The 25,483-nt window shown below is 68.2% G+C and carries 21 protein-coding genes and 1 tRNA gene; 15 read left to right on the top strand and 7 right to left on the bottom strand.

All coding sequences use genetic code 11. The annotated features are described in order from the left end of the window. Position 1 precedes the first annotated feature (1 nt). Positions 2 to 274, top strand: coding sequence for an oxidative damage protection protein (locus tag ACAM26_RS03970; RefSeq protein ID WP_123139229.1), 273 nt, complete (start codon positions 2 to 4; stop codon positions 272 to 274). A gap of 418 nt (positions 275 to 692) precedes the next feature. Next, positions 693 to 768, top strand: a tRNA-Phe gene (locus ACAM26_RS03965). A 120-nt stretch (positions 769 to 888) separates the two neighbouring features. Here the strand turns inward: ACAM26_RS03965 and rpoH are convergent. Beyond that, on the bottom strand, positions 889 to 1,728 hold the full coding sequence (gene rpoH / locus ACAM26_RS03960) for an RNA polymerase sigma factor RpoH (protein ID WP_123139228.1): 840 nt from the start codon (positions 1,726 to 1,728) through the stop codon (positions 889 to 891). A 739-nt stretch (positions 1,729 to 2,467) separates the two neighbouring features. On the opposite strand from rpoH, the gene ACAM26_RS03955 reads away from it, so the two are divergent. From ACAM26_RS03955 to ACAM26_RS03935, 5 genes are all read left to right on the top strand, one after another. Next, positions 2,468 to 3,481 carry an amino acid ABC transporter substrate-binding protein gene (locus tag ACAM26_RS03955; protein WP_369613152.1) on the top strand — a complete coding sequence of 338 codons (1,014 nt, stop codon included), beginning with the start codon at positions 2,468 to 2,470 and terminating at the stop codon, positions 3,479 to 3,481. Between the two features lie 42 nt (positions 3,482 to 3,523). Next, on the top strand, positions 3,524 to 4,759 hold the full coding sequence (locus ACAM26_RS03950; RefSeq protein ID WP_369613151.1) for a DUF1015 domain-containing protein: 1,236 nt from the start codon (positions 3,524 to 3,526) through the stop codon (positions 4,757 to 4,759). Positions 4,760 to 4,794: 35 nt separating this feature from the next. Continuing rightward, positions 4,795 to 7,011: a bifunctional (p)ppGpp synthetase/guanosine-3',5'-bis(diphosphate) 3'-pyrophosphohydrolase gene (locus ACAM26_RS03945; RefSeq protein ID WP_369613150.1), complete on the top strand. Its 2,217-nt coding sequence runs from the start codon at positions 4,795 to 4,797 to the stop codon at positions 7,009 to 7,011. Further along, positions 7,001 to 8,086 carry a phosphotransferase enzyme family protein gene (locus ACAM26_RS03940; protein WP_369613149.1) on the top strand — a complete coding sequence of 362 codons (1,086 nt, stop codon included), beginning with the start codon at positions 7,001 to 7,003 and terminating at the stop codon, positions 8,084 to 8,086. Before ACAM26_RS03945 ends, ACAM26_RS03940 begins: the two co-directional genes overlap by 11 nt. Before the next feature lie 128 nt (positions 8,087 to 8,214). Further along, positions 8,215 to 10,398 carry a diguanylate cyclase gene (locus ACAM26_RS03935; protein WP_123139223.1) on the top strand — a complete coding sequence of 728 codons (2,184 nt, stop codon included), beginning with the start codon at positions 8,215 to 8,217 and terminating at the stop codon, positions 10,396 to 10,398. Position 10,399: 1 nt separating this feature from the next. Here the strand turns inward: ACAM26_RS03935 and ACAM26_RS03930 are convergent, their stop codons facing one another. Further along, complete coding sequence (locus ACAM26_RS03930) at positions 10,400 to 11,359, bottom strand: endonuclease (protein WP_369613148.1); 960 nt, start codon at positions 11,357 to 11,359, stop codon at positions 10,400 to 10,402. Between the two features lie 264 nt (positions 11,360 to 11,623). On the opposite strand from ACAM26_RS03930, the gene ACAM26_RS03925 reads away from it, so the two are divergent. The 4 genes from ACAM26_RS03925 (at position 11,624) to sdhB (ending at position 15,155) form a co-directional block, all read left to right on the top strand. Further along, positions 11,624 to 11,749: a hypothetical protein gene (locus ACAM26_RS03925; protein ID WP_255419372.1), complete on the top strand. Its 126-nt coding sequence runs from the start codon at positions 11,624 to 11,626 to the stop codon at positions 11,747 to 11,749. Positions 11,750 to 11,863: 114 nt separating this feature from the next. Further along, positions 11,864 to 12,496, top strand: a complete 633-nt coding sequence (locus tag ACAM26_RS03920) for a succinate dehydrogenase (protein ID WP_369613147.1) — start codon at positions 11,864 to 11,866, stop codon at positions 12,494 to 12,496. Further along, positions 12,493 to 14,376 carry a succinate dehydrogenase (quinone) flavoprotein subunit gene (gene sdhA / locus ACAM26_RS03915; protein WP_369613146.1) on the top strand — a complete coding sequence of 628 codons (1,884 nt, stop codon included), beginning with the start codon at positions 12,493 to 12,495 and terminating at the stop codon, positions 14,374 to 14,376. Before ACAM26_RS03920 ends, sdhA begins: the two co-directional genes overlap by 4 nt. 17 nt (positions 14,377 to 14,393) lie before the next feature. Then, on the top strand, positions 14,394 to 15,155 hold the full coding sequence (gene sdhB / locus ACAM26_RS03910; RefSeq protein ID WP_123139220.1) for a succinate dehydrogenase iron-sulfur subunit: 762 nt from the start codon (positions 14,394 to 14,396) through the stop codon (positions 15,153 to 15,155). A gap of 26 nt (positions 15,156 to 15,181) precedes the next feature. Here sdhB and ACAM26_RS03905 read toward each other — a convergent pair whose 3' ends face one another. The 3 genes from ACAM26_RS03905 to ACAM26_RS03895 form a co-directional block, all read right to left on the bottom strand. Further along, on the bottom strand, positions 15,182 to 15,658 hold the full coding sequence (locus tag ACAM26_RS03905) for a bacteriohemerythrin (RefSeq protein ID WP_123139219.1): 477 nt from the start codon (positions 15,656 to 15,658) through the stop codon (positions 15,182 to 15,184). Between the two features lie 186 nt (positions 15,659 to 15,844). Further along, the gene (locus ACAM26_RS03900; protein WP_123139218.1) at positions 15,845 to 16,285 is read right to left on the bottom strand and encodes a hypothetical protein; all 441 of its coding nucleotides are present in this window, start codon (positions 16,283 to 16,285) and stop codon (positions 15,845 to 15,847) included. A 3-nt stretch (positions 16,286 to 16,288) separates the two neighbouring features. Then, a complete protein-coding gene (locus ACAM26_RS03895) occupies positions 16,289 to 16,591 on the bottom strand; it encodes a hypothetical protein (RefSeq protein WP_123139217.1) in 303 nt (100 codons plus the stop codon). A 780-nt stretch (positions 16,592 to 17,371) separates the two neighbouring features. Between ACAM26_RS03895 and ACAM26_RS03890 the strand changes: the two genes are divergently transcribed. Further along, entirely contained in the window at positions 17,372 to 17,971 is a 600-nt protein-coding gene (locus ACAM26_RS03890) for a histidine phosphatase family protein (protein WP_123142298.1), read from the top strand. A 232-nt stretch (positions 17,972 to 18,203) separates the two neighbouring features. Here the strand turns inward: ACAM26_RS03890 and ACAM26_RS03885 are convergent, their stop codons facing one another. Continuing rightward, positions 18,204 to 20,411: a primosomal protein N' gene (locus ACAM26_RS03885; protein ID WP_369613145.1), complete on the bottom strand. Its 2,208-nt coding sequence runs from the start codon at positions 20,409 to 20,411 to the stop codon at positions 18,204 to 18,206. A 636-nt stretch (positions 20,412 to 21,047) separates the two neighbouring features. Between ACAM26_RS03885 and ACAM26_RS03880 the strand changes: the two genes are divergently transcribed. From ACAM26_RS03880 to ACAM26_RS03870, 3 genes are all read left to right on the top strand, one after another. Next, on the top strand, positions 21,048 to 21,653 hold the full coding sequence (locus ACAM26_RS03880; protein WP_123139214.1) for an HNH endonuclease: 606 nt from the start codon (positions 21,048 to 21,050) through the stop codon (positions 21,651 to 21,653). Beyond that, on the top strand, positions 21,650 to 22,531 hold the full coding sequence (locus tag ACAM26_RS03875) for a fructosamine kinase family protein (RefSeq protein ID WP_123139213.1): 882 nt from the start codon (positions 21,650 to 21,652) through the stop codon (positions 22,529 to 22,531). The genes ACAM26_RS03880 and ACAM26_RS03875 overlap by 4 nt, the downstream gene beginning before the upstream one ends. A 91-nt stretch (positions 22,532 to 22,622) precedes the next feature. After that, positions 22,623 to 23,162, top strand: a complete 540-nt coding sequence (locus tag ACAM26_RS03870) for a histidine phosphatase family protein (RefSeq protein WP_123139212.1) — start codon at positions 22,623 to 22,625, stop codon at positions 23,160 to 23,162. On the opposite strand, the gene feoB is transcribed toward ACAM26_RS03870, so the two are convergent. Further along, positions 23,134 to 25,482 carry a Fe(2+) transporter permease subunit FeoB gene (gene feoB / locus ACAM26_RS03865; RefSeq protein WP_369613144.1) on the bottom strand — a complete coding sequence of 783 codons (2,349 nt, stop codon included), beginning with the start codon at positions 25,480 to 25,482 and terminating at the stop codon, positions 23,134 to 23,136. The two genes, ACAM26_RS03870 and feoB, sit on opposite strands and share 29 nt — an antisense overlap. Position 25,483 lies beyond the last annotated feature (1 nt).

The raw sequence follows: 25,483 nt of genomic DNA, 5'->3' as shown, positions 1-25,483 counted from the left end.
CATGAGCCGTACCGTGCACTGCGTGAGACTCGGCCAGGAGGCCGAGGGACTCGATCGCCAACCCTACCCGGGCCCGCTCGGCGCACGCATCTTCGAACAGGTCTCGAAACAGGCCTGGCAGGAGTGGCTGCGTCACCAGACCATGCTGATCAACGAGAACCGACTGAGCCCGATGGACCCCAAGGCCCGCCGCTTCCTCGAGACCCAGATGGAACACTTCTTCTTCGGCGACGGCGCCGAACTGCCCGAGGGGTACGTGCCGCCAGGCAGTTGAGCGACCAGCGACCAGCGACCAGCGACCAGCGACCAGCGACCAGCGACCAGCGACCAGCGACCAGCGACCAGGAGATTGAACCGCAAAGCCGCGAAGGACGCGAAGTGATTCAAGCTGCCAGCCACCAGCGGCCAGCCGCCAGTGGAGGGACGCCCTCGACGATAGCGCCACGCTCCATTCACTGTCGGCACACTGGGTGGCGTGCCAACACTCGAAGGCAGACAGCCACTGGCAGCTGGAGGCTGATCGCCGGAAGCTCTTTCCTTCTTCGCGTCCTTCGCGGCTTTGCGGTTCAATCCGCTGGCGGCTGGCGGCTGGCGGCTGGCGGCTGAGAGCTTGAAAAAGACTTGACGGACCAAAATTCCGTTGGTTTAATACTGCGCTCAAGCCAAGCAGCATGCTTGCACACGAACTACCTGCCCAGGTAGCTCAGTTGGTAGAGCAGGGGATTGAAAATCCCCGTGTCGGCAGTTCGATTCTGTCCCTGGGCACCATCTTCGAAAGGCCCCGTCGATGTCCGTCGACGGGGCCTTTTTCGTTCTCCCCACCATGAAAAAGGCCCGCACTTGGCGGGCCTCGGTGAGGGCTGCGCGCATCCAGCGCGCCCGGGCTCATCATATCTCCAACTGCAAGCGCAGCTTCTTCATCGCGTTCTTCTCGATCTGGCGGATGCGCTCGGCCGAGACGCCGAACTGTTCGGCCAGCTCGTGCAGGGTCTGCTTGCGCTCGGAGAGCCAGCGCTCGCGCAGGATGGTCTTGCTGCGCTCATCGAGTCCCTGGAGTGCGGCATAGAGACGCTCGCGTTGATTGCGCTCGGAGTCCTCGCGTTCGAGCAACCGGCCCGGCTCCATGCTGTTGTCGGGCAGATAGGTCGAGGGCGCCGAGGGGGCGTCGTCGTCATCGTCGTCGAGACCGTCGAACGACAGGTCCTGGTTGGCCAGACGCGACTCCATCTGCAACACCGTCTCCGGCTTGACCCCGAGATCGGCGGCCACGTCCTCGACCTCCTGACGGGTGAACCAGCCCAGACGCTTCTTGGCACTACGCAGGTTGAAGAACAGCTTGCGCTGAGCCTTGGTGGTGGCGACCTTGACGATGCGCCAGTTGCGCAGGATGTACTCGTGGATCTCGGCGCGGATCCAGTGCACCGCGAAGGAGACCAGACGCACCCCCATGTCGGGCTCGAAGCGACGCACCGCCTTCATCAGGCCCACGGTCCCCTCCTGGATCAGGTCGGGCAACGGCAGACCGTAGCCGAGATAGCCGCGAGCGATGCGGATCACGAAGCGCAGGTGCGAGGTCACCAACCGCTTGGCGGCATGGGCATCCCCATGATCGCGCAGCCGCACGGCCAGGGAGCGCTCTTCCTCTGCGGTCAGGACTGGGATCTGGTACGCGGCGCTGATGTAGGCATCGATGGTGCCAGTAGGCACGAGAGTGAGATCCTTCGCCATAGTCCAATACCTGAGTTGTAAGCTTGGATAATTATCCTAGCAGTACGCTAAGGAATATGCCAGCACTTTTGCCGCGGATTTGGAGACAGGAGCACGACAAAAGTTCAATCAGACTCTAGGCAAGCATCGGCATAGGGACAAGATCCGAGCGGTTAATTAGGGATCGTATCTTTCGATAACAACCATAGGCGAAGCTGATAACTGATTTTTTATTTTTTAAAAACAGTCACTTGAACAAATCAACCAAGGGCAACCCAAGTCGCTCCATCGCGAGATGACAGGGTGCCGAGGAGATTCTCAAAGGTTGGACAAAACCTGAACAGTGGTTCTTCGTCGCTAGGCTGCAAACAGCCTCGGGCGAGCCCTGGGCATTGCGCCGCGAGGACGATACTGAAAAGATAGTCGGTCACATCCAGACCGGAGAAAGGATGCGGATGCCAGACAACGAGAGGCCCCCAACCCATGGCATCGGCGTGGCTGCTTGCTGAAGACATGGACCGATCCGCGCCACCCTGCCCGGTGGTCGCTGGCCACCGCCCGAAGATCGCCGTCCACGCCCACACTCAGCCACCAGACGGCTCGCACCCGGTGGTGATGGCCTGCTCGGCGACGCGTCGACAACGGCCAGCGCCGTCAGGCTCGCCGCAAGCGGATACAGCGACCCGCTCCGGACGCCCAGGCGATCGTCGGTCCGGACGCTGAAGACCTCCTCCGAGCGACCGTCCAGCGGAGACTTGCGATGCGGATTCGACAGCAATGGCTCATCGGCCTGATCCTCGCCACCATCCTCGCCCCGGGGAGCGCCGACACCCTCGACGAGGTCCGCGCACGCGGCGAGCTAAGCTGCGGGGTCAATCAGGATGTACCAGGGCTGTCGTACCGCGACGCCGACGGCCACTGGCACGGACTCGACGTCGACTTCTGTCGCGCGGTGGCCGCCGCCACGCTCGGCGATGCCCGGCGCGTGCGCTTCGTCGCCACCTCGCCGAACGACCGTCTCGCACGCCTGCGCGACGGCGAGTTCGACCTGTTGGCGCGCAACACCACCTGGACCCTGACGCGCGATACCGAGCCCGGCATCACCTTCGTCGGCATCCTTTATCACGACGGTCAGGGCTTCATGGTCCATGACGACAGCCCCGTCCACAGCGCCCTCGAACTCGACGATCAGTCGATCTGCGTGATTGCCGGGGGCACGGGGCCGGGCAATATCAAGGGCTATCTCGCGCGCCACCGGATGCGCGCGCGGCTCGTCATCAGCGCCGATAGCCGCAGCGCCACCCAGGCCTATCAGGATCACCAGTGCGAGGTCTTGAGCACCGACCAGTCGCAGCTGTTCGCGATACGCTCGATGCTGCCACAGGGCAACAGCGGGCATCGCATTCTCCCCGAGGTGATCTCCAAGGAGCCGCTCTCGCCGGCGGTACGCGACGACGATCGACGCTGGTTCGACATCGTGCGCTGGACGCTGTTCGTGCTGATCGATGCCGAGGAGCAAGGCATCGACAGCCACAGCCTCATCACGCCCACGACGGAGCTGCCCCCGACCATGCCGTCACCGGAAGACGATGCCCGGCTCGGCGCCCGACTCGGTCTGACACCGGGCTGGCGCCAGCGCATCATCGTCCAGGTCGGCAACTATGCCGAGCTGTTCGAGCGTAACCTTGGCGCTCACTCGCCGCTCGGGATCAGGCGCGGCCTCAACGCGCTCTGGCGCGACGGCGGCATCCTCTACGCGCCGCCGAGCCGCTGACGAGGCCATCATCCCCCGGACCATCCAACAGCGAGAGCACCCATGCCCCTGATCAAGCCCTTCACCGGCCTGCGTCCGGCACCCGATCGTGCCGAGGCCGTCATCGCCCCGCCCTATGACGTCATCAACGTCGCAGAGGCACGCGAGCTGGTACGCGAGCGCCCCTGGAGCTTCCTGCACATCTCGCGTGCCGAGGTCGACCTGCCGGAGGGCACCGATCCCCATGACCCGAGCGTCTATGCCCAGGCTCGCGCCAACCTCGAGCACATGCTCGCGGCCGGGGTGCTGCGACGCGACCCGAGCCCGAGCTACTACGTCTACCGGCTGACCATGGACGGACACCGCCAGACCGGACTGGTCGCCGCCGCCTCGGTGGCGGCCTATGACGACGGTCGGATCAAGCGCCACGAGTTCACCCGCCCGGCCAAGGAGGACGACCGGGTGCGCCAGATCGAGGCGCTCGACGCCCAGACCGGTCCGGTGTTCCTCGCCTACCGCGCCCAGGCCGCGGTCGACGGCCTGCTCGCCGCGACCACCGAGCAGCCACCCGAGGTCGACGTCACCGCCGCCGACGGCGTGCGCCACGAGCTGTGGCGGCTCGGCGAACCAGCGCAGGTGGCCGCAATCGACGCCGCCTTCGCCGCGATCGACGTGCTCTACGTCGCCGACGGCCATCACCGCTCGGCGGCCGCCTCGCGGGTGGCCGCAGCCCGCCGCGAGGCCGGCACCGCGCCGGGCGGCGCGCACGAGTCCTTCCTCGCGGTGATCTTCCCCCACGATCAGCTGCGCATCCTCGACTACAACCGGGTGGTGCGCGATCTCAACGGCCACAGCCCGGAGACGCTGCTCGCGGCCATCGCCGAGCGCTTCGCCGTCGACCCGGCGGACACCCCGATCGCGCCCGCACGCCCCGGCGAGTTCGGGCTCTATCTCGCCGGACACTGGTATCGGCTGAGACTCGACCCCGGGCTGATCCCTGCCGACGACCCGGTCGCCAGCCTCGATGTCAGCCTGCTCCAGCAACACCTGATCGAGCCACTGCTCGGCATCGACGACCCGCGCCGCGATCCGCGCATCGACTTCGTCGGCGGCATCCGCGGACTCGACGGGCTGCAGCAACGCGTCGACAGCGGCGAGATGGCGCTCGCGCTCGCCCTTCACCCCACTCCCATGGCATCGCTGCTCGCCGTCGCCGACGCCGGCGCGGTGATGCCGCCCAAGTCCACATGGTTCGAACCCAAGCTCGCCGACGGACTGGTGAGCCACGTCCTGGACTGACACTGCAAGACGACGGAAGACGACAACCGAAGACGATGGTCAGACCCACCTACAACCTGCCCGCCGACCGCGGCGACGACGAACACGCGATCCGCCACTGGCTCGAGAGCCTCGAGGGGCGCTATCAGCCCGCCGGCCTCGAGGCCGTCGCCGGCGCCTGCGCGATGCTCACCCGCATCCACGGCGATCAGCGCATCGAGACCGGCGAGACCCGGGTGCGTCACCTGCTCTCCACCGCCGACATCCTGGTCGGCCTGGAGATGGACGACGAGACCCTGGTGGCGGCGCTGCTCAACGGCAGCCTGGAGGCGCAGGCCACCAGCCTCGCCGACATCGAGCAACGCTTCGGCGCCAATGTCGCGCGCATGGTCGACGACCTGTCGCGGATCGGGCAGCTGGCCAATGTCGATGCCATCATCGCCGCCAAGGACCAGTCGCAGCACGAGGAGAACCTGCGCCGCCTGCTGCTCGGCATCGCCGAGGACGTGCGCGTGGTGCTGGTGGTGCTCGCCGAGCGGGTGCATCTGATGCGCGCGATCAAGGACCTCGAGATCCGCCGTCGCACCCGCATTGCGCGCGACACCGAGCGCGTCTATGCACCGCTGGCCAACCGCCTCGGGGTGTGGCAGCTCAAGTGGGAGCTCGAGGACCTCAGCCTGCGCTATCTCCAGCCCGAGGAGTACAAGCGCATCGCCCGGCTGCTGGCCGAGCGGCGCGAGGAGCGCGAGCACTACATCGCCTCGGTGATGGAGGTCCTCAGCGAGAAGTTCGCCAACAGTGGCATCAGCGCCGAGATCACCGGCCGGCCCAAGCACATCTACAGCATCTGGAAGAAGATGCGCCGCAAGGGCGTCGACATCGAGGAGATCTTCGACCTGCGCGCGGTGCGCATCATGGTCGAGACCGTCGCCGACTGCTATGCCGCGCTCGGTATCGTCCACGGGCTCTGGCGCCACATCCCCAAGGAGTTCGACGACTACATCGCCACCCCCAAGGGCAACATGTATCAGTCGTTGCACACCGCGGTGATCGGCCCCGGCGACAAGTCGCTGGAGGTGCAGATCCGCACCTATGAGATGCATCGCCACGCCGAGTTCGGCGTCGCCGCGCACTGGGCCTACAAGGAGGCCAAGGGCCACGACGCGGCCTTCCAGCGTCGCCTGGTATGGATGCGCAACTGGCTCGAACTCAAGGGCGAGCTGGAGGACCCCGGCGAGGTGCTCGAACACTTCCGCCAGGAGTTCGAGCCGGTGCACATCTATGTGCTCACCCCGCACGCCAAGGTCATCGAGCTGCCCAAGGGAGCGACCCCGCTCGACTTCGCCTACGCCATCCACTCCGAGGTCGGCAACCGTTGCCGGGGGGCGCGCGTCAACGGTCGCATCGTGCCGCTGCACCAGCGGCTCGAGAGCGGCGACACCGTCGAGATCCTCACCCAGAAGAACGCCACCCCCAGCCGCGACTGGCTCAGCCCCCACCACGGCTACCTGACCACGGCGCGCGCGCGCAACCGGGTGCGCCAGTGGTTTAAGCAACAGGACCTGGAGCAGCACGCCCACGAGGGCCGGGGCCTGCTCGAGCGCGAGATCGCCCGTCTGGGGATCGTCGAGAAGCCCCAGCTCGAGGCGCTCGCCGAGCGCTTCAACTTCAAGCGCGGCGAGGATCTGCTGGCCGCCATCGGGCGCGGCGACGTGCCGGTCGGCCAGGTCGCGCGCCAGGTCGGCGAGCCACGCGCCGAGCACAGCAAGGAGTCCGAACACAAGCCGCGTCATCACCCCCAGCGCCAGCGCAGCGAGCCGAGCAGCGCGGTGGTGGTCGAGGGCGTCGATGACCTGATGACGCAGATGGCGCAGTGCTGCAAACCGGTCCCGCACGACCCGATCATCGGTTTCGTCACCCGCGGTCGCGGCGTCACCATCCACCGGCGCGACTGCAGCAACGTCCGCCATCTGCCCCCGGACGAGGCCGAACGGCTGATCTCGGTGCGCTGGGCCGATGCCCCGGTCGAGGCCAGCTACCCGGTCGACCTGCTGGTGATCGCCGCCGATCGCAAGGGGCTGTTGCGCGACGTCTCCTCGGTGTTCGTCGACGACGACCTCGACGTGCTCGGTGTCGAGACCCACTCCGAGCGCACCACCGACACCGCCTCGATGCGCTTCACCATCGAGGTCCGCGACCAGGAGCAGCTCGGCCGGGTGCTGGTCAGGCTGCGCCAGCTCCCCGATGTGCTCGAGGTGCGTCGTGCCGACTGAACCGGTGCGGCTGCACGCGCTGCTCGCCGGTTTCGCCCTCGCCGGCGATCCCGACCGCGCCGCGATCACCCCGCTCGGCGGCGGTCTGATCAACGACAGCTTCGCGGTGCGGCTCGATGAGCGGCGTTACGTGCTGCAACGGATCAATGCCCGGGTCTTTCCCGACCCGGCGCGGGTGATCGCCAACCAGGCCGCGCTCGCCGCGGTCTGGGACGCCCCCGGGCTCGACATCCCGGCCCCCCTGCCAACTCGTGACGGCGGCTTCGCCCTCCACGACGACAGCGGCGCGTGCTGGCGACTGACCCGCTTCATCGCCCCCAGCCGCAGTCTTGCCCGACTCGATCATCCCGCCCAGGCCAGGGCGGTGGGCGAGGCGCTCGGGCGCTTCCATCGCACCCTCGCCCGGCACGCCCCACTGCCGCTGCAGACCGCCCTGCCCGGCTTCCACGACACCCCGGCCTACCTCGCCGGGTTACGACGACTCGACACCCCGACGGCGCGACACGATCCGACGCTCGCCGAGTCGCTCGACTTCGTCGCGCAGCGCGCCCCGCTCGCCGCGACGCTCGCCACCGCCCGCGCCGAGGGGCGGATCGGCGAGCACGTCGTCCACGGCGACCCCAAGCTCGACAACCTGCTGTTCTCGACCGATGCGACCCGGGTGGTGGCGCTGATCGACCTCGATACCGTCCAGCCCGGGCTGATCCACCACGACCTCGGCGACTGTCTGCGCTCGTGCTGCAACCGCGCCGGTGAGGGCGGCGCGAGCGCCCGCTTCGACCTCGCCCTCGCCGCCGCCATCCTCGGCGGCTATGCCGCCGCGACCGACGGACTGCTCGATGCCGAGGAGCGCGCACTGATCCCGCAGGCGCTACGGCTGGTCCCCTTCGAGCTGGGGATACGCTTCCTCACCGACCACCTCCAGGGCGACCGCTACTTCCGCGTGCGCCGTCATGGCGACAACCTGCGCAAGGCGCGCGTCCAGTTCGCCCTGGTCGCCGACCTCGAGCGCCAGACCGACGAGATCGAGACGCTGGTCGAACGCTGCTTCGCCGAGGCGACCAGCGTCGCTTGAATCGCCCTCGCGACCGGCTAACCTGAGAGCATCCACCCAAGCCCTCCAGTCATGCGCGAGACGCACCGCCCGCCGTCATCCGGAGGACACGACGAACGCGCGGTGCGCTCCCTCGCCAGGCGATCATCATGCCTCGTCGCCCAGGCCACAGCAGCGAACCAGACAGCACCAACCACGGCCCTGCCGCCACGGACAGCAGCAACAGTCTCGAGGCGCAGTGCATGCAGCCGGCCGGCGCCTGGCTGAGGCTCTCGGTCGACGCCGACGGACGCTGGACGCTCTGCCGGCTCTCGCCACCGGACACCAGCGCCCCGAGCCGGGATGGCGACGCGCGCTGGATCGAGGCGGTCATCACCGAGGATCGCGCCGCCCTGCTGCAGCGGCTCGACGGAGCGGGCGGTGGGCGCCAGCCCTGGCAGCAGGATTGTCGTATCCGCGACAGCGCCGGCGCGCTGCGCTGGATCCGGCTCAACGCCCACCCCGGCGCCAACGGCGAGGACTGGGATCTCATCATCACCGAGATCACCGACCTCAAGACCCGCGAGCAACGCCTCCGGTTGAGCGAGACCCGTTATCGCGCCATCGTCGGATTACAGAGCGACCTGGTCTGTCGCTTCCTCCCGGACAACACCATCACCTTCGCCAACGAGGCCTACTGCACCTTCTTCGGATACAGCCGTGCCGAGTTGATCGGCAGAAGCTTCATGACCCTGGTGCCGCAGGAGGAACACGCCCTCGTCGACTCGATGATGAGCCGCTGCAACGCCGACAATCCGGCGATGATCAGCGAGCACTGGGTGGTGCGCGCCGACGGCGAGCGGCGCTGGGTGCAGTGGGTCGACCAGGCCATCTTCGACGCCGGCGGACAGCTGATCGAGATCCAGTCGGTCGGGCGCGACACCACCGAACAGCGCCGCCTCGAGCAGCGCGAGCGGCTGCGCAACCGGGTGCTCGAGCAACTCGTCGCCGGCGCCCCGCTCAGGGCGGTGCTCGAGGTCATCGTCGAGGGCTTCGAACAGGAGAGTTCCGGGCGCTGCAGCATCCTCGAACTCGACCGTGACAGCAAACGTCTCTATACCGCCGCGGCACCGAGCCTGCCACCCGATTACAACCGGGCGATCGACGGGCTCGCGATCGGCCCAGGCATCGGCTCCTGCGGCAGCGCCGCGGCGACCGGCGAGCGGGTAGTGGTCGAGGACATCGCCACCCACCCCTACTGGCGGCCATTTCGTGCGCTGGCGCGACAGGCGGGGGTCGCCGCCTGCTGGTCGGAGCCGATCCGCGCCTCGGACGGACATATCCTCGGCACCTTCGCCATCTATCACGACCACCCTCAGGGGCCCGACAGAGAGGATCTGGAACGCATCGAGCTGGCCACCAATCTCGCCAGCATCGCCATCGAGCGCACCCGCGCCAGCGAGGCGCTACGCATCAGCGAGGAGCGTCTGTCACTGGTGCTGCGCGGTACCGAGGACGGCTGGTGGGACTGGGATCTGAGCAGCGACCGGGTGTCCTACTCGACGCGTTGGTGGGAGATGCTCGGCTATGACGAGGGGGCGCTGGAGACCAACCGCTATCTGTGGCAGCTGCTGATCCACCCCGAGGACCAGGCACGGGTCCAGCAGGTCTTCGATCAGGCCTTCAACGGCACCACCAACGCCTACTCGGTCGAGTTCCGGCTGCTGCACCGCGACGGTCACTATGTCCCCGTGCTCTCGCGCGGTTTCATCCAGCGCGATGCCGACGAACACCCGATCCGGGTCGCCGGCGCCAATACCGACCTGACCGAGCGCAAGCGTCTCGAGCAACGACTGCGCGAACTCGCCGAGACCGACGACCTCACCGGCCTGCCCAACCGTCGGCGTTTCTTCGCCGAACTGCAGCGCGAACTCGATCGTATCCGCCGTCACGAAACCCCGGCGGCGGTCCTGATGCTCGATCTCGATCACTTCAAGCGGATCAATGACCACCACGGACACGGCGGCGGCGATGCGGTGCTGCGCGCCTTCACCGAGGTGCTGCGCGCCGAGCTGCGCAGCACCGACTGCGCGGGGCGGCTCGGCGGCGAGGAATTCGCCGTGCTGGTGCCGGGCAGTGATCTCACCGCGGCCTGTCATTTCGCCGAGCGGCTCAGACGTCACGTCGCCGCACTGCGGGTGGAGCACAAGGAGGCGCTCATCACCGTGCGGGTGAGCATCGGCTGCACCCAGATCCGCCACGACGACGACGGCCCCGACGGTATCCTCGCGCGCGCCGACGAGGCGCTCTACCGCGCCAAGCGCAACGGGCGCGATCGCGTCGAGCGCGCCTGAGTCAGAGCCGCCGATAGCTGGTGATATAGGGGTTCTCGCGCCCCTGGATGCGCGCGATCCGGCGCGAGCGCTCGCGCTCCCAGGCATCCGGCGGGTCGGCGTTGTTCCAGGCGGTATAGAGCTGCTCGTCCTGACGACTCAGCCGCAACCCGTAGGTATCGCGCATGTAGAACATGGTACGCGCGATATCGCCGCGCACCCGCGTCGGCGGCTCCACCCGGCGGTGCTCGGCGTCGATGCGGATCTCGCAGGCGCCGTAACGCTCCCCGCCACTGACCATCCCCCAGTTGAAGTCCGAACGCTCGCCGTTGATCTGCCCCACCGCCGGGTAGAGGTTGTAGAGATCATTGTGCGCGGCCTCGAACACCGGATCGATGCGCTCGCAGCAGGCCCGCCCGGAGAGCTGGCGGCCACTGCTGGTACGACACTCGGCGAAGCGCTCGGGCTCGCGCCAGCACTGGCGGAAGTTGCCGAACTGCGCCGCCGGGAAGACGTGCTCGGCCTCGACCCGACGTGCCCGGCGACTGCTGGCCAGGGCATCGAGCCCGCAACTGCCGAGCTCGACCTGGGCCTCGGTGTCATAGCGACAGCCGCAGTAGAAGGTCTCGCGATGATCGGCATAGATGTCCTCATAGAGCCAGCGCTTGGCGGTCGAGAAGCTGCCGGCGACCCGCGGCAGGCTGTCGAGCGCCGGCGGCGCGGGCACCGCCGCCGACTCCGGCCACCAGGCCGGCGGCTCTACCGGTAGACGGTCGACGAGAGCGAGCAGCTGATCGGCGGTCGAGCCGGCGACCACCGCCACCAGCCCACCGGCCCAGCTGCCGGCGTCAGCGACCAGGCCGACGGCGAGCTCGCGGATGTCGACGGTGATCGCCACCGCCTCGCGGGCATGTTCGGGCAACCGCTCGACCCAGGACTGGGGCAGCAGCGAGACGGCGAACACCAGAGCCGTGGCGAGCAACAGCGTCCGCGCCCGGCCACTGAGGCGTCTGAACCGGGCGAGGATCGAGGACCAAGGCGTGGATGAGCGGGTACGGGAGCGGGACCTGGATACGCGACGACGGGACATGGTACAGCACGACAAGAATGGGTACGGAACTGTAACAGATCCGTGCAACCCAAGGGCAAGAGCACCCCGGGCGTTGCCATTCGCGCCCGGCGTCGCCATCTGAGGCCAACCAACACAAACGGGGGTCGCCCCCCACTGCGCTCAAGGAGATCAACGATGGAAGGCAGCTCGCTCGCCGCGCTCGAACTGACACTGTTCCTCGGTCTGGTCGGCTGGCTGGTCTATACCCAGTACCGCAGCCGCAACCGCGACGACCGCAACGACGACGACAAACAGGGCTGAGTGTCGCCGCGCGGACCCGCCCCGGGTCGCGCGCACCGCGACTGAGCCTGATCAACCCCGCAACCGGCCCATCGCGTTATCTTCTGGACTCGGATGCCAACCACGGGCCGCACGATGACCGCCTCCATCGGAAACCGCCATTTCGTGCTGCGCCGGCTGCACTCGCTGCTGGGGCTGCTCCCGGTGGGCGCCTTCCTGATCTTCCATCTGTGGGAGAACTCGCAGTCGCGCTTCGGCGCCGAGCACTACAACCGCGAGGTGGTCGAGGCGCTCCAGGGGTTGAACTATCTGGTGCCGATCGAACTCCTGGTGATCGCGCTGCCGCTGCTGCTGCACGCGGTGATCGGGCTGGCGATCACCCGCGAGATGCGCGCCGAGCCCATCCGCTACCGCTATGCGCGCAACTGGGCCTATTGGCTGCAGCGTCTCTCCGGGGTGGTGATCCTCCTCTTCCTCCTCCTCCATGTCGGCATGACCCGCATCCAGGGGCTGTGGACGCCGGCGATCCGCGACGATCTCTATGGCCATATGCAGACCCTGCTCTCCAACCCCGGGTTCTTCGTCCTCTATCTCGTCGGGCTGCTCGCCTCGGTGTTCCACCTCGCCAACGGCCTGTCGACCATGGCCATCGTCTGGGGACTGACCACCTCGGCGGCGGCGCAACGGCGCTTCGCCTGGGCCTGCGCCGGGTTCGGGGTGCTGCTCGCCGCGCTCGGGGTGCACGGCATGCTGGGGTTCCTGTCATGAGCGCACCGGGGGCGATCGTCGTCGGCGGCGGGCTCGGCGGGCTGTGGGCGAGCCTGCGTCTGGCCGAGGCCGGGTTCCCGGTACGGCTGTTCTCGCTGTTCGAGGTCAAGCGCAGCCACTCGGTGTGCGCCCAGGGCGGGATCAACGCGGTGCTCGACACCAAGGGCGAGCGCGACTCGATCGAGCAGCACATCCTCGACACCATCAAGGGCGGCGAGTACCTCGCCAATCAGCCGCCGATCAAGAGTCTGTGCGAGCAGGCCCCGGGGCTGATCGGCACCTTCGCGCGCATGGGCGTGACCTTTTCGCGCACCCCCGAGGGCGGGCTCGACCTGCGTCTGTTCGGCGGCGTCAAGCATCGGCGTACCTGCTTCGCCGGCGCCAGTACCGGCCAGCAACTGCTCTACGGCGTCGACCAGCAGGTGCGCCGGCTCGAGAGTCTGGGACGGGTGGAGAAGTTCGAGTGGTGGGAGTTCCTGTCACTGCTCATCGACGCCGACGGGCGCTGTCGCGGCATCCTCGCGATGGACCTGCGCAGCCTCGAGGTGCGCGCCTTCCCCGCCGAGACCGTGGTGCTCGCCAGCGGCGGCTTCGGCCAGCTCTACGCGCCCAAGACCACCACCTCGACCAACTCCACCGGCGCCGCCGCCAGCCGCGTCTATCAGCAGGGCGCCTGGTTCGCCAACGGCGAGTTCTTCCAGTTCCACCCGACGGCGATGCTCGGGCACGACAAGACCCGGCTGATGAGCGAGGCGGCCCGCGGCGAGGGCGGTCGGGTGTGGGTGCCGCGTACCCCGGGCGACCGCCGTGACCCGACCCGCATCCCCGAGCGCGAACGCTTCTACTTCCTCGAGGAGTTCTTCCCCGCCTACGGCAACACCGTGGCGCGCGACGAGGCCTCACGCGCGATCTGGCGCGTCACCCGCGAACTCGGGCTGGGCATCGGCGGCGGCGACCGGGTCTATCTCGACCTCACCCATCTCGATCGGCGCTTCGTCGCCACCCGCCTCGGCGCCATCCTCGAGATCTATCGCAAGTTCGCCGGCAGCGACCCGCTCGACACCCCGATGGAGATCTTCCCCGCCGCCCACTACGGTATGGGCGGGCTGTGGGTCGACTTCGAGCGCGATGCCGACGGCGGCATGCGCCCGGGCAGCGCACGCAACCATGCCACCAGTATCCCCGGGCTCTATGCCTGCGGCGAGTGCGACTACGCCTATCACGGCGCCAACCGGCTCGGCGCCAACTCGCTGCTCTCGGCGAGCTTCTCCGGGCGGGTCGCGGGCGAGGCGGCGGCCAACTATCTGCGAGGGCTCGACCCGGCGCGACCGGCGCTGGCCGAGACGGTGATCGAAGCCGAGCGGCGCCGCCAGGAGACGATCAACCAGCGCCTGCTGGGCGCCGACGGCGAGGAAAACCCCTACACCCTGCACCAGGCGCTGGGGGCGTTGATGACCGAACGGGTCGGGGTGGTGCGCGACAACGCCGGGCTGGAGCAGGCCCTCGACGAACTCGACCGGCTCGAGGCGCGACTGGCGCGGATCGGTCTCGGCGAGGCCAACCGCTGGGCCAACCAGACCCTGATCTTCACCCGCCAGCTCGCCGACATGATCGTGCTCGCCAAGGCGGTGACGGCCAGCGCCCTGGCCCGCGACGAGTGTCGCGGCGCCCATCACAAACCGGATTTCGAACTCCCCATCCCCGAGGGCAGCTTCCCGGGCGACCCCGAGTTCGAGGACTATCGCGCCCGCTGGCGCGAGAACAACACGCGCTGGCTCAAGACGACCCTGGCCGAGTACGCCGCGCCGCGCCCGCGCATCCACTACCAGGCGGTCGACCTCAGCGTCTGCCCGCCGAGCGAGCCGCGCGACTACCGCTGAGAGTGAGAGTCCCCGTCATGCGCGAAACACCCTCCACCATCGAGCTGCGTATCCGTCGTCAGGACGGCCCCGACACGCCGCCCTATTGGGAGACCTTCGTGCTGCCTCATGCGCCCGATCACAACGTGGTCTCGGTGCTGATGGCACTGCGCGAGCACCCGCTCACCCACGACGGGCGGCGGGTCGATCCGGTGTGCTGGGATCACAACTGCATGGAGGAGGTGTGCGGCTCCTGCGCGATGCTGATCAACGGGGTTCCGCGTCCGGCCTGCTCGGCGCTGATCGACCAGCTCGAACAGCCGATCGTGCTCGAACCGTTGCCCAAGTTCCCGGTGGTACGCGACCTGCTCGTCGATCGCAGCGCCATCGACGCCGGGCTACGCAAGGTCCACGCCTGGATCGAGATCGACGGCGCCTGGGACACCCACGAACCGCCGCCGCGCATCGCCCCGCAACAATGGGCCGCCGACTATCTCTACAGCCGCTGCATGAGTTGCGGCTGCTGCATGGCCGCCTGTCCGCAGTTCGGCGCCGGCGCGGACTTCGTCGGCCCGGCGCCGCTGGCGCAGGTGCGACTGATGAACGCCCATCCCACCGGGCGTCATGACAAGACCGAGCGGCTGCACGCGATCATGGCCGAGGGCGGGCTGAGCGACTGCGGCAACGCCCAGAACTGCGTACGGGTCTGCCCCAAGGCGATCCCGCTGACCACCGCGATCGGCGAACTCGGGCGTCAGACCACGATCCAGGCGCTCAAGGACCTGTTCGGGTCGTCCTGACCCGGTCCGTCATCCGTACCGCGCGCTCACCCCAGCTGGAGATTCCGCGACGGCCTGGGGGCGACCGGGTCGTCACCGCCGCAGAGTTGAAAATAGGCACGGGCGAACTCGCGATCGGCGCCGAGGATGTGCGCCAGCAACCACTCACGCACCGTCTCCTGAATCACCGGGGAGAACACCGTCACCCCCTCGGCACGCCATTCACGCAACAGCGCCGTGTATTCGGCCATCATCAGGGCGTGCTCGCGCTGGTGCTCGGGCAGCTCATCGAAGCCGATCGCCCGCATGAACCGCTCCTCGTGCTGGAAGTGGGCGCGCGCCTGCTCGCCGAGCTCGGCGAGCGCCTCGATCAGGGCATGGGCCTCGCCGCTGCGTGTCGGCGTGGCCTCGGGACAGAACCTCAGGCAGAGGTCGGCGAGGCGCTCGATCAGCGCACGATGCTCCTGATCGATGACGTCGATGTTCAACGACCACTCCTCTCGCCACCTGGGTAGCTTGGACATAAGGGCCTCTCGTCATGATTGCGGACGCACCACCGGCGCCCGAGCGGCACTGTGCGATCGCCATACCCTTGACCCGATGCGCGCCGACGACGGCGCACAGCCCCACGAACTGGACAACGAGACGATTCGAACGGGTCCCTTTGCGAGACTCTTGATTGGCGTGACGGGTCTGGCGTGGCACCCACCTCATGCACCGGGGAAGGGCAGCACGGGACAGCGGGTCGCGTGACCTCTGCCGGTCCCCCCGGCCAGGAGCAGCTTTCCCAGCTCCGCGATCAGACGGTGCTGGGTCTGCGCCATGTCCCTGCAATAATAGATAATTTCATAGCCAACGGGGTCGGTGAGCGAGCATCGGCCGGCCAGCGGCCGCCAGGCGACCCGGATGGGACGACCACCAGTCCCGCCACCCTCGTCGTAGCGGCTCTGGACGTCGACGAAGGCGATCTCGGCACGCTCGATCAGGACGAGATATTGCATGGAGCGGATCGGCAGCAGCACCCGATCCATACCGCTGTGCATGCGGCGCAGCTGCAGGGCGTTGTGCAGCGGCGCGGGCAGGGTCGTCGATTCACGCGCGATCACGGTCCCGGGCCGATAAAAGACGAAACCAGGCCCGGAACTGTCCATGTCTCAATCCTCCTCGAGCTGGTCCGGGTCCCAGCCGGCGGCACGCGCCCGGCTCACCGCGACCTCGTAGATCCGGGCATGACGCTCGCGCAGCTCCGCGGGCAGGTTGGAGACCAGATGCCCATAAGGCGCCCAGGCCGCGCTGACCTTGTCATAGAGGTCATCGATCCCCTGAACCGTCCAGCCCTCGCAGGTCTCCTCCTCGGGGATCAGGCCGAACACCCAGGCGTCGCGGATGATGTTGGCCGTCGGCGTCATCCCGCCCTGGAGTTCATTGTGGATACCGGCATAGCGTTTGACAGACATGGCGTGATCCCTTGCTGGATTGAGAGTCGGTGGTCAGCGACGATTGAACCGCAAAGGGGCGCCAGTCGCCAGCGGCCAGCGGCCAGCGGCCAGCGGCCAGCGGCCAGCGGCCAGGAGATTGAACCGCAAAGACCCGAAGGACGCGAAGAAAGCGACCAGCCTCCAGCAAACAGCCTCCGGTGTCGGCGTACGGTCAACCGCGACGCAACGAGACAACCCTGCCCCCCTCGCTGGAGGCTGGCAGCTGGAAGCCTTTCTTCATCTTCGCGCTCTTGGCGCCTTGCGGCTCAATGAAGATGGAACCGCAAAGAGACAAAGGACGCGAAGAAAGCGACCAACCTCCAGCAAACAGCCTCCGGTGTCGGTGTGCGGTCAACCGCGACGCAACGAGACAACCCTGCCCCCCTCGCTGGAGGCTGGCAGCTGGCGGCTGGCGACTGAAGGCTGGCGACTGAAGGCTGGCGACTGAAGGCTAGGCGCTGGTCGCCAATCCCACGATGGGCACGCTGCGCTTTGCCCATCCTACGTCGATGACGCCTGGTGTTCGCGGCGACGGTGAGGAAAAACGCCCGCTGGCGGCTGGCGGCTGAAGGCTGAAGGCTGGAAGCCTTTCCTCATCTTCTCGCGCTTGACGGCTCAATCGGCTGAGCGCTGTTAGGTGACGAGCTGCCAGCCTTCGCCCCTGATGCCATCGCCATGGAGTCGAGCTAGAATTGAGGGCTTTTCCCGCGCGCCCGTTCACCAGCGGCGCGCCCGTCCGTTCCCGAGGAATCCCCAAGCGTGTCCGCAACTCTCATCGACCTGATCCGCCACGGCGAGCCCGTGGGCGGACGGCGCTACCGTGGCTGTGGCGTCGACGACCCCCTGTCCGAGACCGGCTGGCAGCAGATGCGCCACGCCGTCGGCGACGCCGCGCCCTGGACGCGGGTCCTGAGCTCGCCGCTGCAACGTTGTCAGGCCTTCGCCCGCGAACTCGCCGAGCATCATCGCCTGCCGCTGGAGATCGTCCCCGAGTTTGCCGAGGTCGGCATGGGTGCATGGGAAGGACGCGCCCATCACGAGATCGCCGTCAGCGAGCCCGAGCGTCATCGCGCCTACCGCAACGACCCGGTCGGCTGCCGCCCAGAAGGCGCCGAACCCCTGGAGGCCTTCCTCGACCGGGTCGTCAGCGCCTATCGTGCCCGGCTCGAACGCCACCCCGGCGAGCACCTGCTGATCGTCTGCCATTCGGGGACCACCCGCGCCATCCTCGGCGAGGTACTCGGACTCGGTCCGCACGACTGGTATCGCACCAAGACCGACTACGCCGGGATCACCCGTATCCGCCACGGCGCCAACGGCCCGGTGCTCGAATGCATGAACCGCCCCACCCTGCCCTGAGCCGCCGCGATCCAGCGACCAGCTGGATCACGGATCCGAACCGCAAAGACACAAAGAGCACAAAGGAAGCGATTAGCTTGAATCGGGCAGCCTGCAGTCGGCGCCTGCAACCACCGCGATCGGAGACAAACGACCGTCTCCACAAGAACTGACAAGCCGACTGTTCGTCCCCTTCCTTAGCGATCTTTGTGTCTTGGCGGTTCAAGAACCCTTGAGACCTGACAGCCGCCTCCTAGACCATCTCCTGCGGGTCGACGTCGAGCGACCAGCGCACCCCCTTGACGCGACGCAGGGCACGCAGCGTCGGGGTCCAGTGGGCGAGGAAGTGTTGCAGCGCCGGACGCTGCGCGCACTGGACCAGCAGCTGGGCGCGATGGCGTCCGGCGCGACGCGACAATGGCGCCGGCACCGGACCGAGCAGCTCCACCTCGGACGAGCACAAGGGCTCGGCGTGTGCGCGCGCCGCGGCGAGGAAGGCGAGCGCGGCCTCCTGCTCCGGGGCCTCGGCGCGCAACAGCGCCAGATAGGTGAAGGGCGGCAACTGCGCCGCCTCGCGTTCGGCGAGCGCGGCGCGGGCGAAGCCGCCATAGCCCTCGCGCAGCAGCGACTGCAGCAGCGGGTGCTCGGGGTGGCGGGTCTGCAGCACCACCTCGCCGGCGCGCTCGGCCCGCCCGGCGCGACCGGCGACCTGGACGATCAGCTGGGCGGTGCGCTCCGGGGCACGAAAATCGCTGGCATAGAGGGCGTGGTCGAGATCGATCACCCCGGCCAGGGTCACCCCGGGGAAGTCGTGCCCCTTGGCCAGCATCTGGGTGCCGAGCAGGATCTGCACCTCGCCGCGATGCACCGCGGCGAGCAACCGCGTCAGCTCGCCCTTGCGTCTGGTGCTGTCGCGGTCGATGCGCGCGATCCGCACGCCGGGGAAGAGCTCGGTCAGCCCCTCCTCGAGCCGCTCGGTGCCGCGCCCGAGCATGCGCAGATCCGGCCCCCCGCACTGCGGACAGTCACGCGGTACCGATTCGATCCGACCACAGTGATGACACCACAGCCGCCGCTCGCCCAGATGCAGGGTCATGCGCGCGTCGCAATCCGGGCAGACGCCGACCCAACCACAGCTGTGACAGGTCAGCACCGGGGCATAGCCGCGGCGGTTGAGCAGCAGCAACACCTGACCGCCCGCCGCCAGGGCTGCGTGCATGCGCTCGCGCAGCACCGGCGAGAGCCCGGCGCGCAAGGGCTGGTTGCGGATGTCGAGCAGGTTGATGGTGGGCGGTCGCGCACCGCCGGCGCGGCGCGGCAGCGCCAGACGATGGTAGCGACCGGCGATGACGTTGTGCAGGGTCTCGAGCGCCGGCGTGGCGGTGCCGAGCACCACCGGACAGCCGACGAGCTGGGCGCGGCGCACCGCCAGGTCGCGCGCCGAGTAGCGAAACCCCTCCTGCTGCTTGAGCGAGGGGTCGTGCTCCTCGTCGACCACGATCAGCGCCAGCCGCGGCAGCGGCACGAACACCGCCGAACGGGTACCGAGCACCACCGGCGCCTCGCCGCTGGCCGCCTGGTGCCAGGCGCGCTCGCGCTCGCCGGCGGCGAGCGCCGAGTGCAGCACCGCCAGGGGCCCCGGCAGACGCGTACGGAAGCGTTCGCGCAGCTGCGGCGTGAGTCCGATCTCGGGGACCATCACCAGCGCCTGACCGCCGGCGGCCACCACCTCGGCGATGGCGCGGATATAGACCTCGGTCTTGCCGCTGCCGGTGATGCCGTCGAGCAGGAAGGGGCGGAAACCGCCGAGCGCCTCGCTCACCGCCGCCAGCGCCGCGGCCTGTTCGGGGTTGAGCTCGGGGGCCGCCAGCACCGCAGACGAGTCCGCCGACGCCACCGCACCCGGCTCCAGCCGACAGGACTCGACCAACCCCTTGGCGCGCAGTGCGCGCAGCGCGCTGGTGATGCCGCCGAGTTCCTCCTCCAGGTTGCGCTGCGCGAGGCCCTCGGGTGACTCGAGCAGACGCGCGAGCAGCGCCTGCTGACGCGGCGCCCGTGCCAGCTCGGCGGGTGTCAGGGCCGTACCAGCGGCAGTGAGACGGATACCGGCGACACCACTCGCGAGCAGCGGACCGGACTCACGCAACCGCGCCGGCAGCGCGGTGAACAGGGCATCGCCGAGCGGGTGACGATAATAACGGGCGGCCCAGCGGATCAGCGTCAGATCGGCTGGCCCGAACAGCGGTCGCGGGTCGAGCGCGCGCTCGACGGACTTGAGCCGACTCGGGTCACAGCCACACTCGGCGGCGTACTCGACCAGGATGCCGACCCGACGTGAACGACCGAAGGGCACCAGCACCCGGGTCCCCGGCTCGGGCTGCCCCATCGCGCCGGGCAGATAGTCGAACAGTTCGTCGAGCGGACCGGGCAACGCCACCCGTGCGATCCTCGCCTCGGTCACGACACGACCTCGTCGACCGACTCGTCACCCACATCGATCCGCGTCGCTCCGCAGCCCCGGCACCTGTGGATAAGTCTGGGGACAGACGGCGACGAGCGCCTATCAAACAGCATCACCACGGTGACCCGAGGGTTTTGAACAGATTTTGACCATCAAAAAAACTGTCTTAAAAATCATTGAGTTAAAAATCATTCGTGAATTTTACCGGAAATGAACCCAACCATATCATCAAGACCGACACCAGCCCGCCGCTCTGTGAATGAAGTCTTCTCCCGACGGCGCTAGTGAGCCGCCGCGATGGGTCGGAGAGCATCCCATGACACACTCATTGAGCAACCTCGGTGGCGCCATTCATCCCCAGCACGACAGACGTTTCAATGAGTGCGCACAACGCTCGAGCGCGCCCGAATCATTCGTCCGCCGTGGATCAACGGATGCTTGGCGTCGGCAACCATTCGGTCATCCAGAGGTCATTGAAGATGACCGTCTGTCGGCTCGTCTTCTGGATCCAGCCGGCAATCCACCCAGGAAGAGGTAAAACCTTGCTTGCAGAAAGGATAACGGTCTGCGCGCAATGACTTGCGCAGGACGATCAAGTCTGTATCATGCAGGCAAATTCCGAGCCGCATTCCCGCTATGTTGTCATTGAATCAACAGGTACTGCGAACGGATCTGGCAGGCATGCCACTCGAGTGGATCGACTATCGCGTCGCCGCCCGGCTCTATTATCTCGGGCAGGTCGCCTATGCCTGCGGCCACACCCTGTTCCGGCTCTACGGCGGGGTCAATGCGCATACCCGGTTGCGCAGTCAATTGGTGATCCACTCGATCATCGCCACCTACGGCAATCATCAGGCGATGGTCAAGCAGAAGGACGACTATGTGCCGCCGCTCTCCAATCGCACCCTGTTCCAGCGCGACGACCACATCTGTCTCTACTGCGGCCAGCGCTTCTCGACACGCCATCTCTCGCGCGACCATGTGCGCCCGACCAGCAAGGGCGGCGAGGACCACTGGAACAACGTCGTCACCGCCTGCATGCGCTGCAACAACATCAAGGCCGGGCGCTCGCCCGAGGACGCCGGCATGGAGCTGCTGGCGGTGCCCTTCACCCCCAATCATGCCGAGTACATCTATCTGATGGGCCGTCACGTCCTCGCCGATCAGATGGAGTTCCTGCGCGCCCACTTCCCACGCACCAGCCCGCTGCACCGACGCATCCTCACGCGAGGAACGCAGTGAGCCTGAGCCTGGAGCAGGCGCTGGCCGCGCGCATCGGCGCGGCCAGCGGCCAGCCCTTCCACCCCGAGCGCCGGCGCACCCTGCACGGCGGCTGCATCAATCATGCGCTGGTGCTCGAATCCGGCGCACGCGGTTATTTCGTCAAGCTCAACAGCCCGGAGCGACTGACGATGTTCGAGGCCGAGGCCGAGGGGCTCGAGACCCTGGCCGGAGCCGCGGCGATCCGCGTGCCGCGACCGATCTGCTGCGGTCTGGCCGAGGGGCACAGCTTCCTGGCGATGGAGTACCTCGCGCTCGACGGTCGGCTCGACCCGGTGCGCGCCGCCCACGGGCTGGCGGCGCTGCACCGCACCAGCGCCGAGCGCCACGGCTGGCATCGCGACAACACCATCGGCTCGACCCCGCAGCACAACGCACCCTGCGCCGACTGGGCCGAGTTCTGGCGCGAGCGACGGCTGCGCCCGCAGCTCGAGCTGGCCGCCGCCCAGGGGCACGGCGGCGCCCTGCAGCGCGCCGGCGAGCGCCTGCTGCTCGGGGTCGACGCCCTGCTCGATCACGCACCGACACCCTCGCTGCTGCACGGCGACCTCTGGGGCGGCAACATCGGCGCCACCGCAGACGGCGCCCCGGTGATCTTCGACCCCGCCGTCTATCACGGCGATCGCGAGACCGACCTGGCGATGACCGAGCTGTTCGGCGGCTTCGGTCCGGCGTTCCACGCCGCCTACCGCGAGGCCTGGCCGCTGGCGCCGGGCTATGCGGTACGCAAGACCCTCTACAACCTCTATCACGTGCTCAACCACCTCAACCTGTTCGGCGGCGGTTATCGCCAGCAGGCCCAGGGGATGATCGAGCAGCTGCTCGCCGAGCTGGGCTGAACGGTCGACGCTTGCGCCCACCCTCTGTCGTCGAGATGACGACTGTGTTAAAAGTGCGCCCAAGTCACCGCAGTCTGGCCTGGACCCCGGCTTGAACTATCAAGACGCCTTCCGTACTCCGCGCGAATTGCTGATCCTGCGTCACGCCAAGTCCGACTGGGACGCCGGCGCCGCCACCGACTTCGCCCGCCCCCTGGCCAAGCGCGGACGACGCGACGCGCCGCGGATCGGCGCCTGGCTCTATCGCGAGGGACTGGTCCCCGATCAGGTCCTCAGCTCGCCGGCCGAGCGCGCCCGCCAGACCGCGATCATGGTCTGCAAGCGGCTCGACTTCGACAAGCGTCGCATCCTCTGGCAACCGGGCCTCTACGAGGCCGACCTGCCCGCCCTGCTCGAGATCCTCGCACAGTGTCCGCAAGCGGCCGCTACGGTGCTGCTGGTCGGCCACAACCCCGGCCTCGAGCAGCTGCTCCAGTATCTCGCCGGAGATGATCTCGAGCCGCCGGAACACGGCAAGCTGCTGCCCACCGCGGCACTCGTCCGGCTGGAGATGCCGGCGGATTGGACGCGGCTCGAACCCGGCTGCGCCAATCTGCTCGCGCTCACCCGGCCGCGTCAGCTCGCCGACTGATCTCCGGCCTCCCCGCCCAACGTCGCAGCCCCAGCAACACCGCCACCAGCGCCGTCAGACCGCCGCCGATCCACAGCCCGGCACCGAGCGGATCGCGGGCGAAGGTCGCGGCCTGATAGAAGATCACCGCGACCAGATAGGCGACGCCGGTGGTCCAGGCGGCGACGAAGACTGCCCAGCGCGCCCCGGCCTCGCGCACGATGGCGCCGATGGTGGCGACGCAGGGGAAGTAGAGCAGCACGAACAGCAGATAGGCGAAGGCCCCGGCCTGGCCGTCGAAGCGCTCGATCATGGCCCCGAAGGTCGCATCCCGCACCCCCTGAACGGCGGCCGCCTCGGCGCTGTCGGCCAGCTCGCCGACGTCGAGCCCGAGCGGGTCGAGCACCCGCGCACCGAGCGCGCCGAGGTTGTCGCCGATGCTGGCCACCGCCTCGCCGAGCCGGGCGCCGAGCGCGAAGGTATCATCGTCCGCCGCCGCGGCGCCCTCCTCCTCGGCGAGCCGGCCATAGAGCGAGTCGAGGGTGCCGACGATCACCTCCTTGGCGAGCACCCCGGAGATCACCCCGAGCACCGCCGGCCAGTTGTCCTCCTCGATCCCCAGCGGCGCGAACAACGGGGTGGCGGCGCGGCTGGCGGCGGCGAGCACCGACTGGTCGCTGTCCTCGTTGCCGAGGCTGCCGTCGCTGCCGACGCTCGAGAGCAGGTTGAGCGCCAGCACCATCAGCACGATCACCTTGCCCGCCCCGCGCAGGAACAGCCGCACCCGGTCCCAGGTACGCAGCGCCACGCCACGCAGGGTCGGCAGGTGGTAGGGCGGCAGCTCCATCAGCAGCCCGGCACTCTCGCCGCGCAGCAGGCTGTGCTTCATCGCCAGCCCGCTGAGCACCGCCGCGGCGATACCGACGAGATAGAGCGCGAACACCAGGTTCTGCCCCGAGTGCGGGAAGAAGGCGGCGGCGAACAGCGCATAGACCGGCAGCCGCGCACCGCACGACATGAAGGGGTTCATCAGGATGGTGAGCTTGCGCTCGCGCTCGTGCTCCAGGGTGCGGGTGGCCATCACCGCCGGGACGTTGCAGCCGAAGCCGACGATCAACGGTACGAAGGCCTTGCCGGGCAGCCCGATCGAGCGCATGAAGCGATCCATGACGAAGGCCGCGCGCGCCATGTAGCCCGAGTCCTCGAGGATCGAGAGCACGATGTAGAGACTGGCGATGATGGGGATGAAGGTGCCGACCACCTGCAACCCGCCGCCGATGCCCTGGGCGAGTACCAGTTCGAGCCAGCCCGGGGCGCCGAGCGCGCCGAGCAGCGCGGCGGTACCGTCGACGAAGAGTGCACCGCCGGCGAGATCGAAGAAGTCGATGAAGGCACCACCGACGTTCATGGTGAACATGAACATCAGATAGATCATCAACAGGAACAAAGGGATACCGAAGGCGCGGCTGAGCACCACCCGGTCGATGCGATCGGAGAGGTTGCGTGCCGCCGCGCCGCGCGCGCGCGACACCCGCTGCGCCAGGGCGTGGGCATGGCCGAAGCGGGTGTCGGCGATGTGCAGATCGGCCTCGTCGCCGACGCGTTCGGCGATCTCGGCGCGTGCCTGCGCAGCGAGTGCGCGCGCCTCGGGCGTGGCGGCATGTTCGGCATCGGGGTCGGACTCGAGCAGCTTGAGTGCGAGCCAGCGGGCGTTGGCGCGCGGCTGCGCCGGGTCACAGGTCGCCGCCAGACGCTCGATCGCCTCCTCGACGCAGTCGCCCTGGGCGAGTGCGTGTCCACCCGGTTCACGCCCCTCGGCCACCGCCAGCACCCGCGCCTGCAGCTCGGTGAGCCCCTCGCGGGTGACCGCCACCACCGGCACCACCGGACAGCCGAGCGCGGCGGCGAGCGCGGCGACATCGATCTCCACCCCGCGCTTGCGCGCCACGTCCATCATGTTGAGCGCGACCACCAGGTCGACGCCCATCTCCAGGAGCTGTACGGTGAGATAGAGATGACGCTCGAGGTTGGCGGCATCGATCACGTTGACGATCAGCCCGGCCTCGCGCGCGAGCAGATAGTCGCGGGTGACCCGCTCGTCGAGCGAGCTGGCATCGAGCGAATAGATCCCCGGCAGGTCGATCACCCGCAACCGCCGACCATCGAGTTCGAGCGCACCCTCCTTGCGCTCGACCGTCACCCCGGGCCAGTTGCCGGTGGTCTGGCGGATCCCGGTCAGGGCATTGAACAGCGCCGACTTGCCGCAGTTGGGGTTGCCGGCCAGGGCAAGGGTCAGCGGGGCCGGACGTTGATCATCGAGAGGGGTAAGGGTCGCCGTCATC

This window comes from Marichromatium sp. PS1, assembly GCF_041155115.1.
Taxonomy (GTDB): Bacteria; Pseudomonadota; Gammaproteobacteria; order Chromatiales; family Chromatiaceae; genus Marichromatium; species Marichromatium gracile.
The sequence above is the reverse complement of the archived record's forward strand: the minus strand, read 5'-3'. Positions and strand labels throughout refer to the sequence as shown.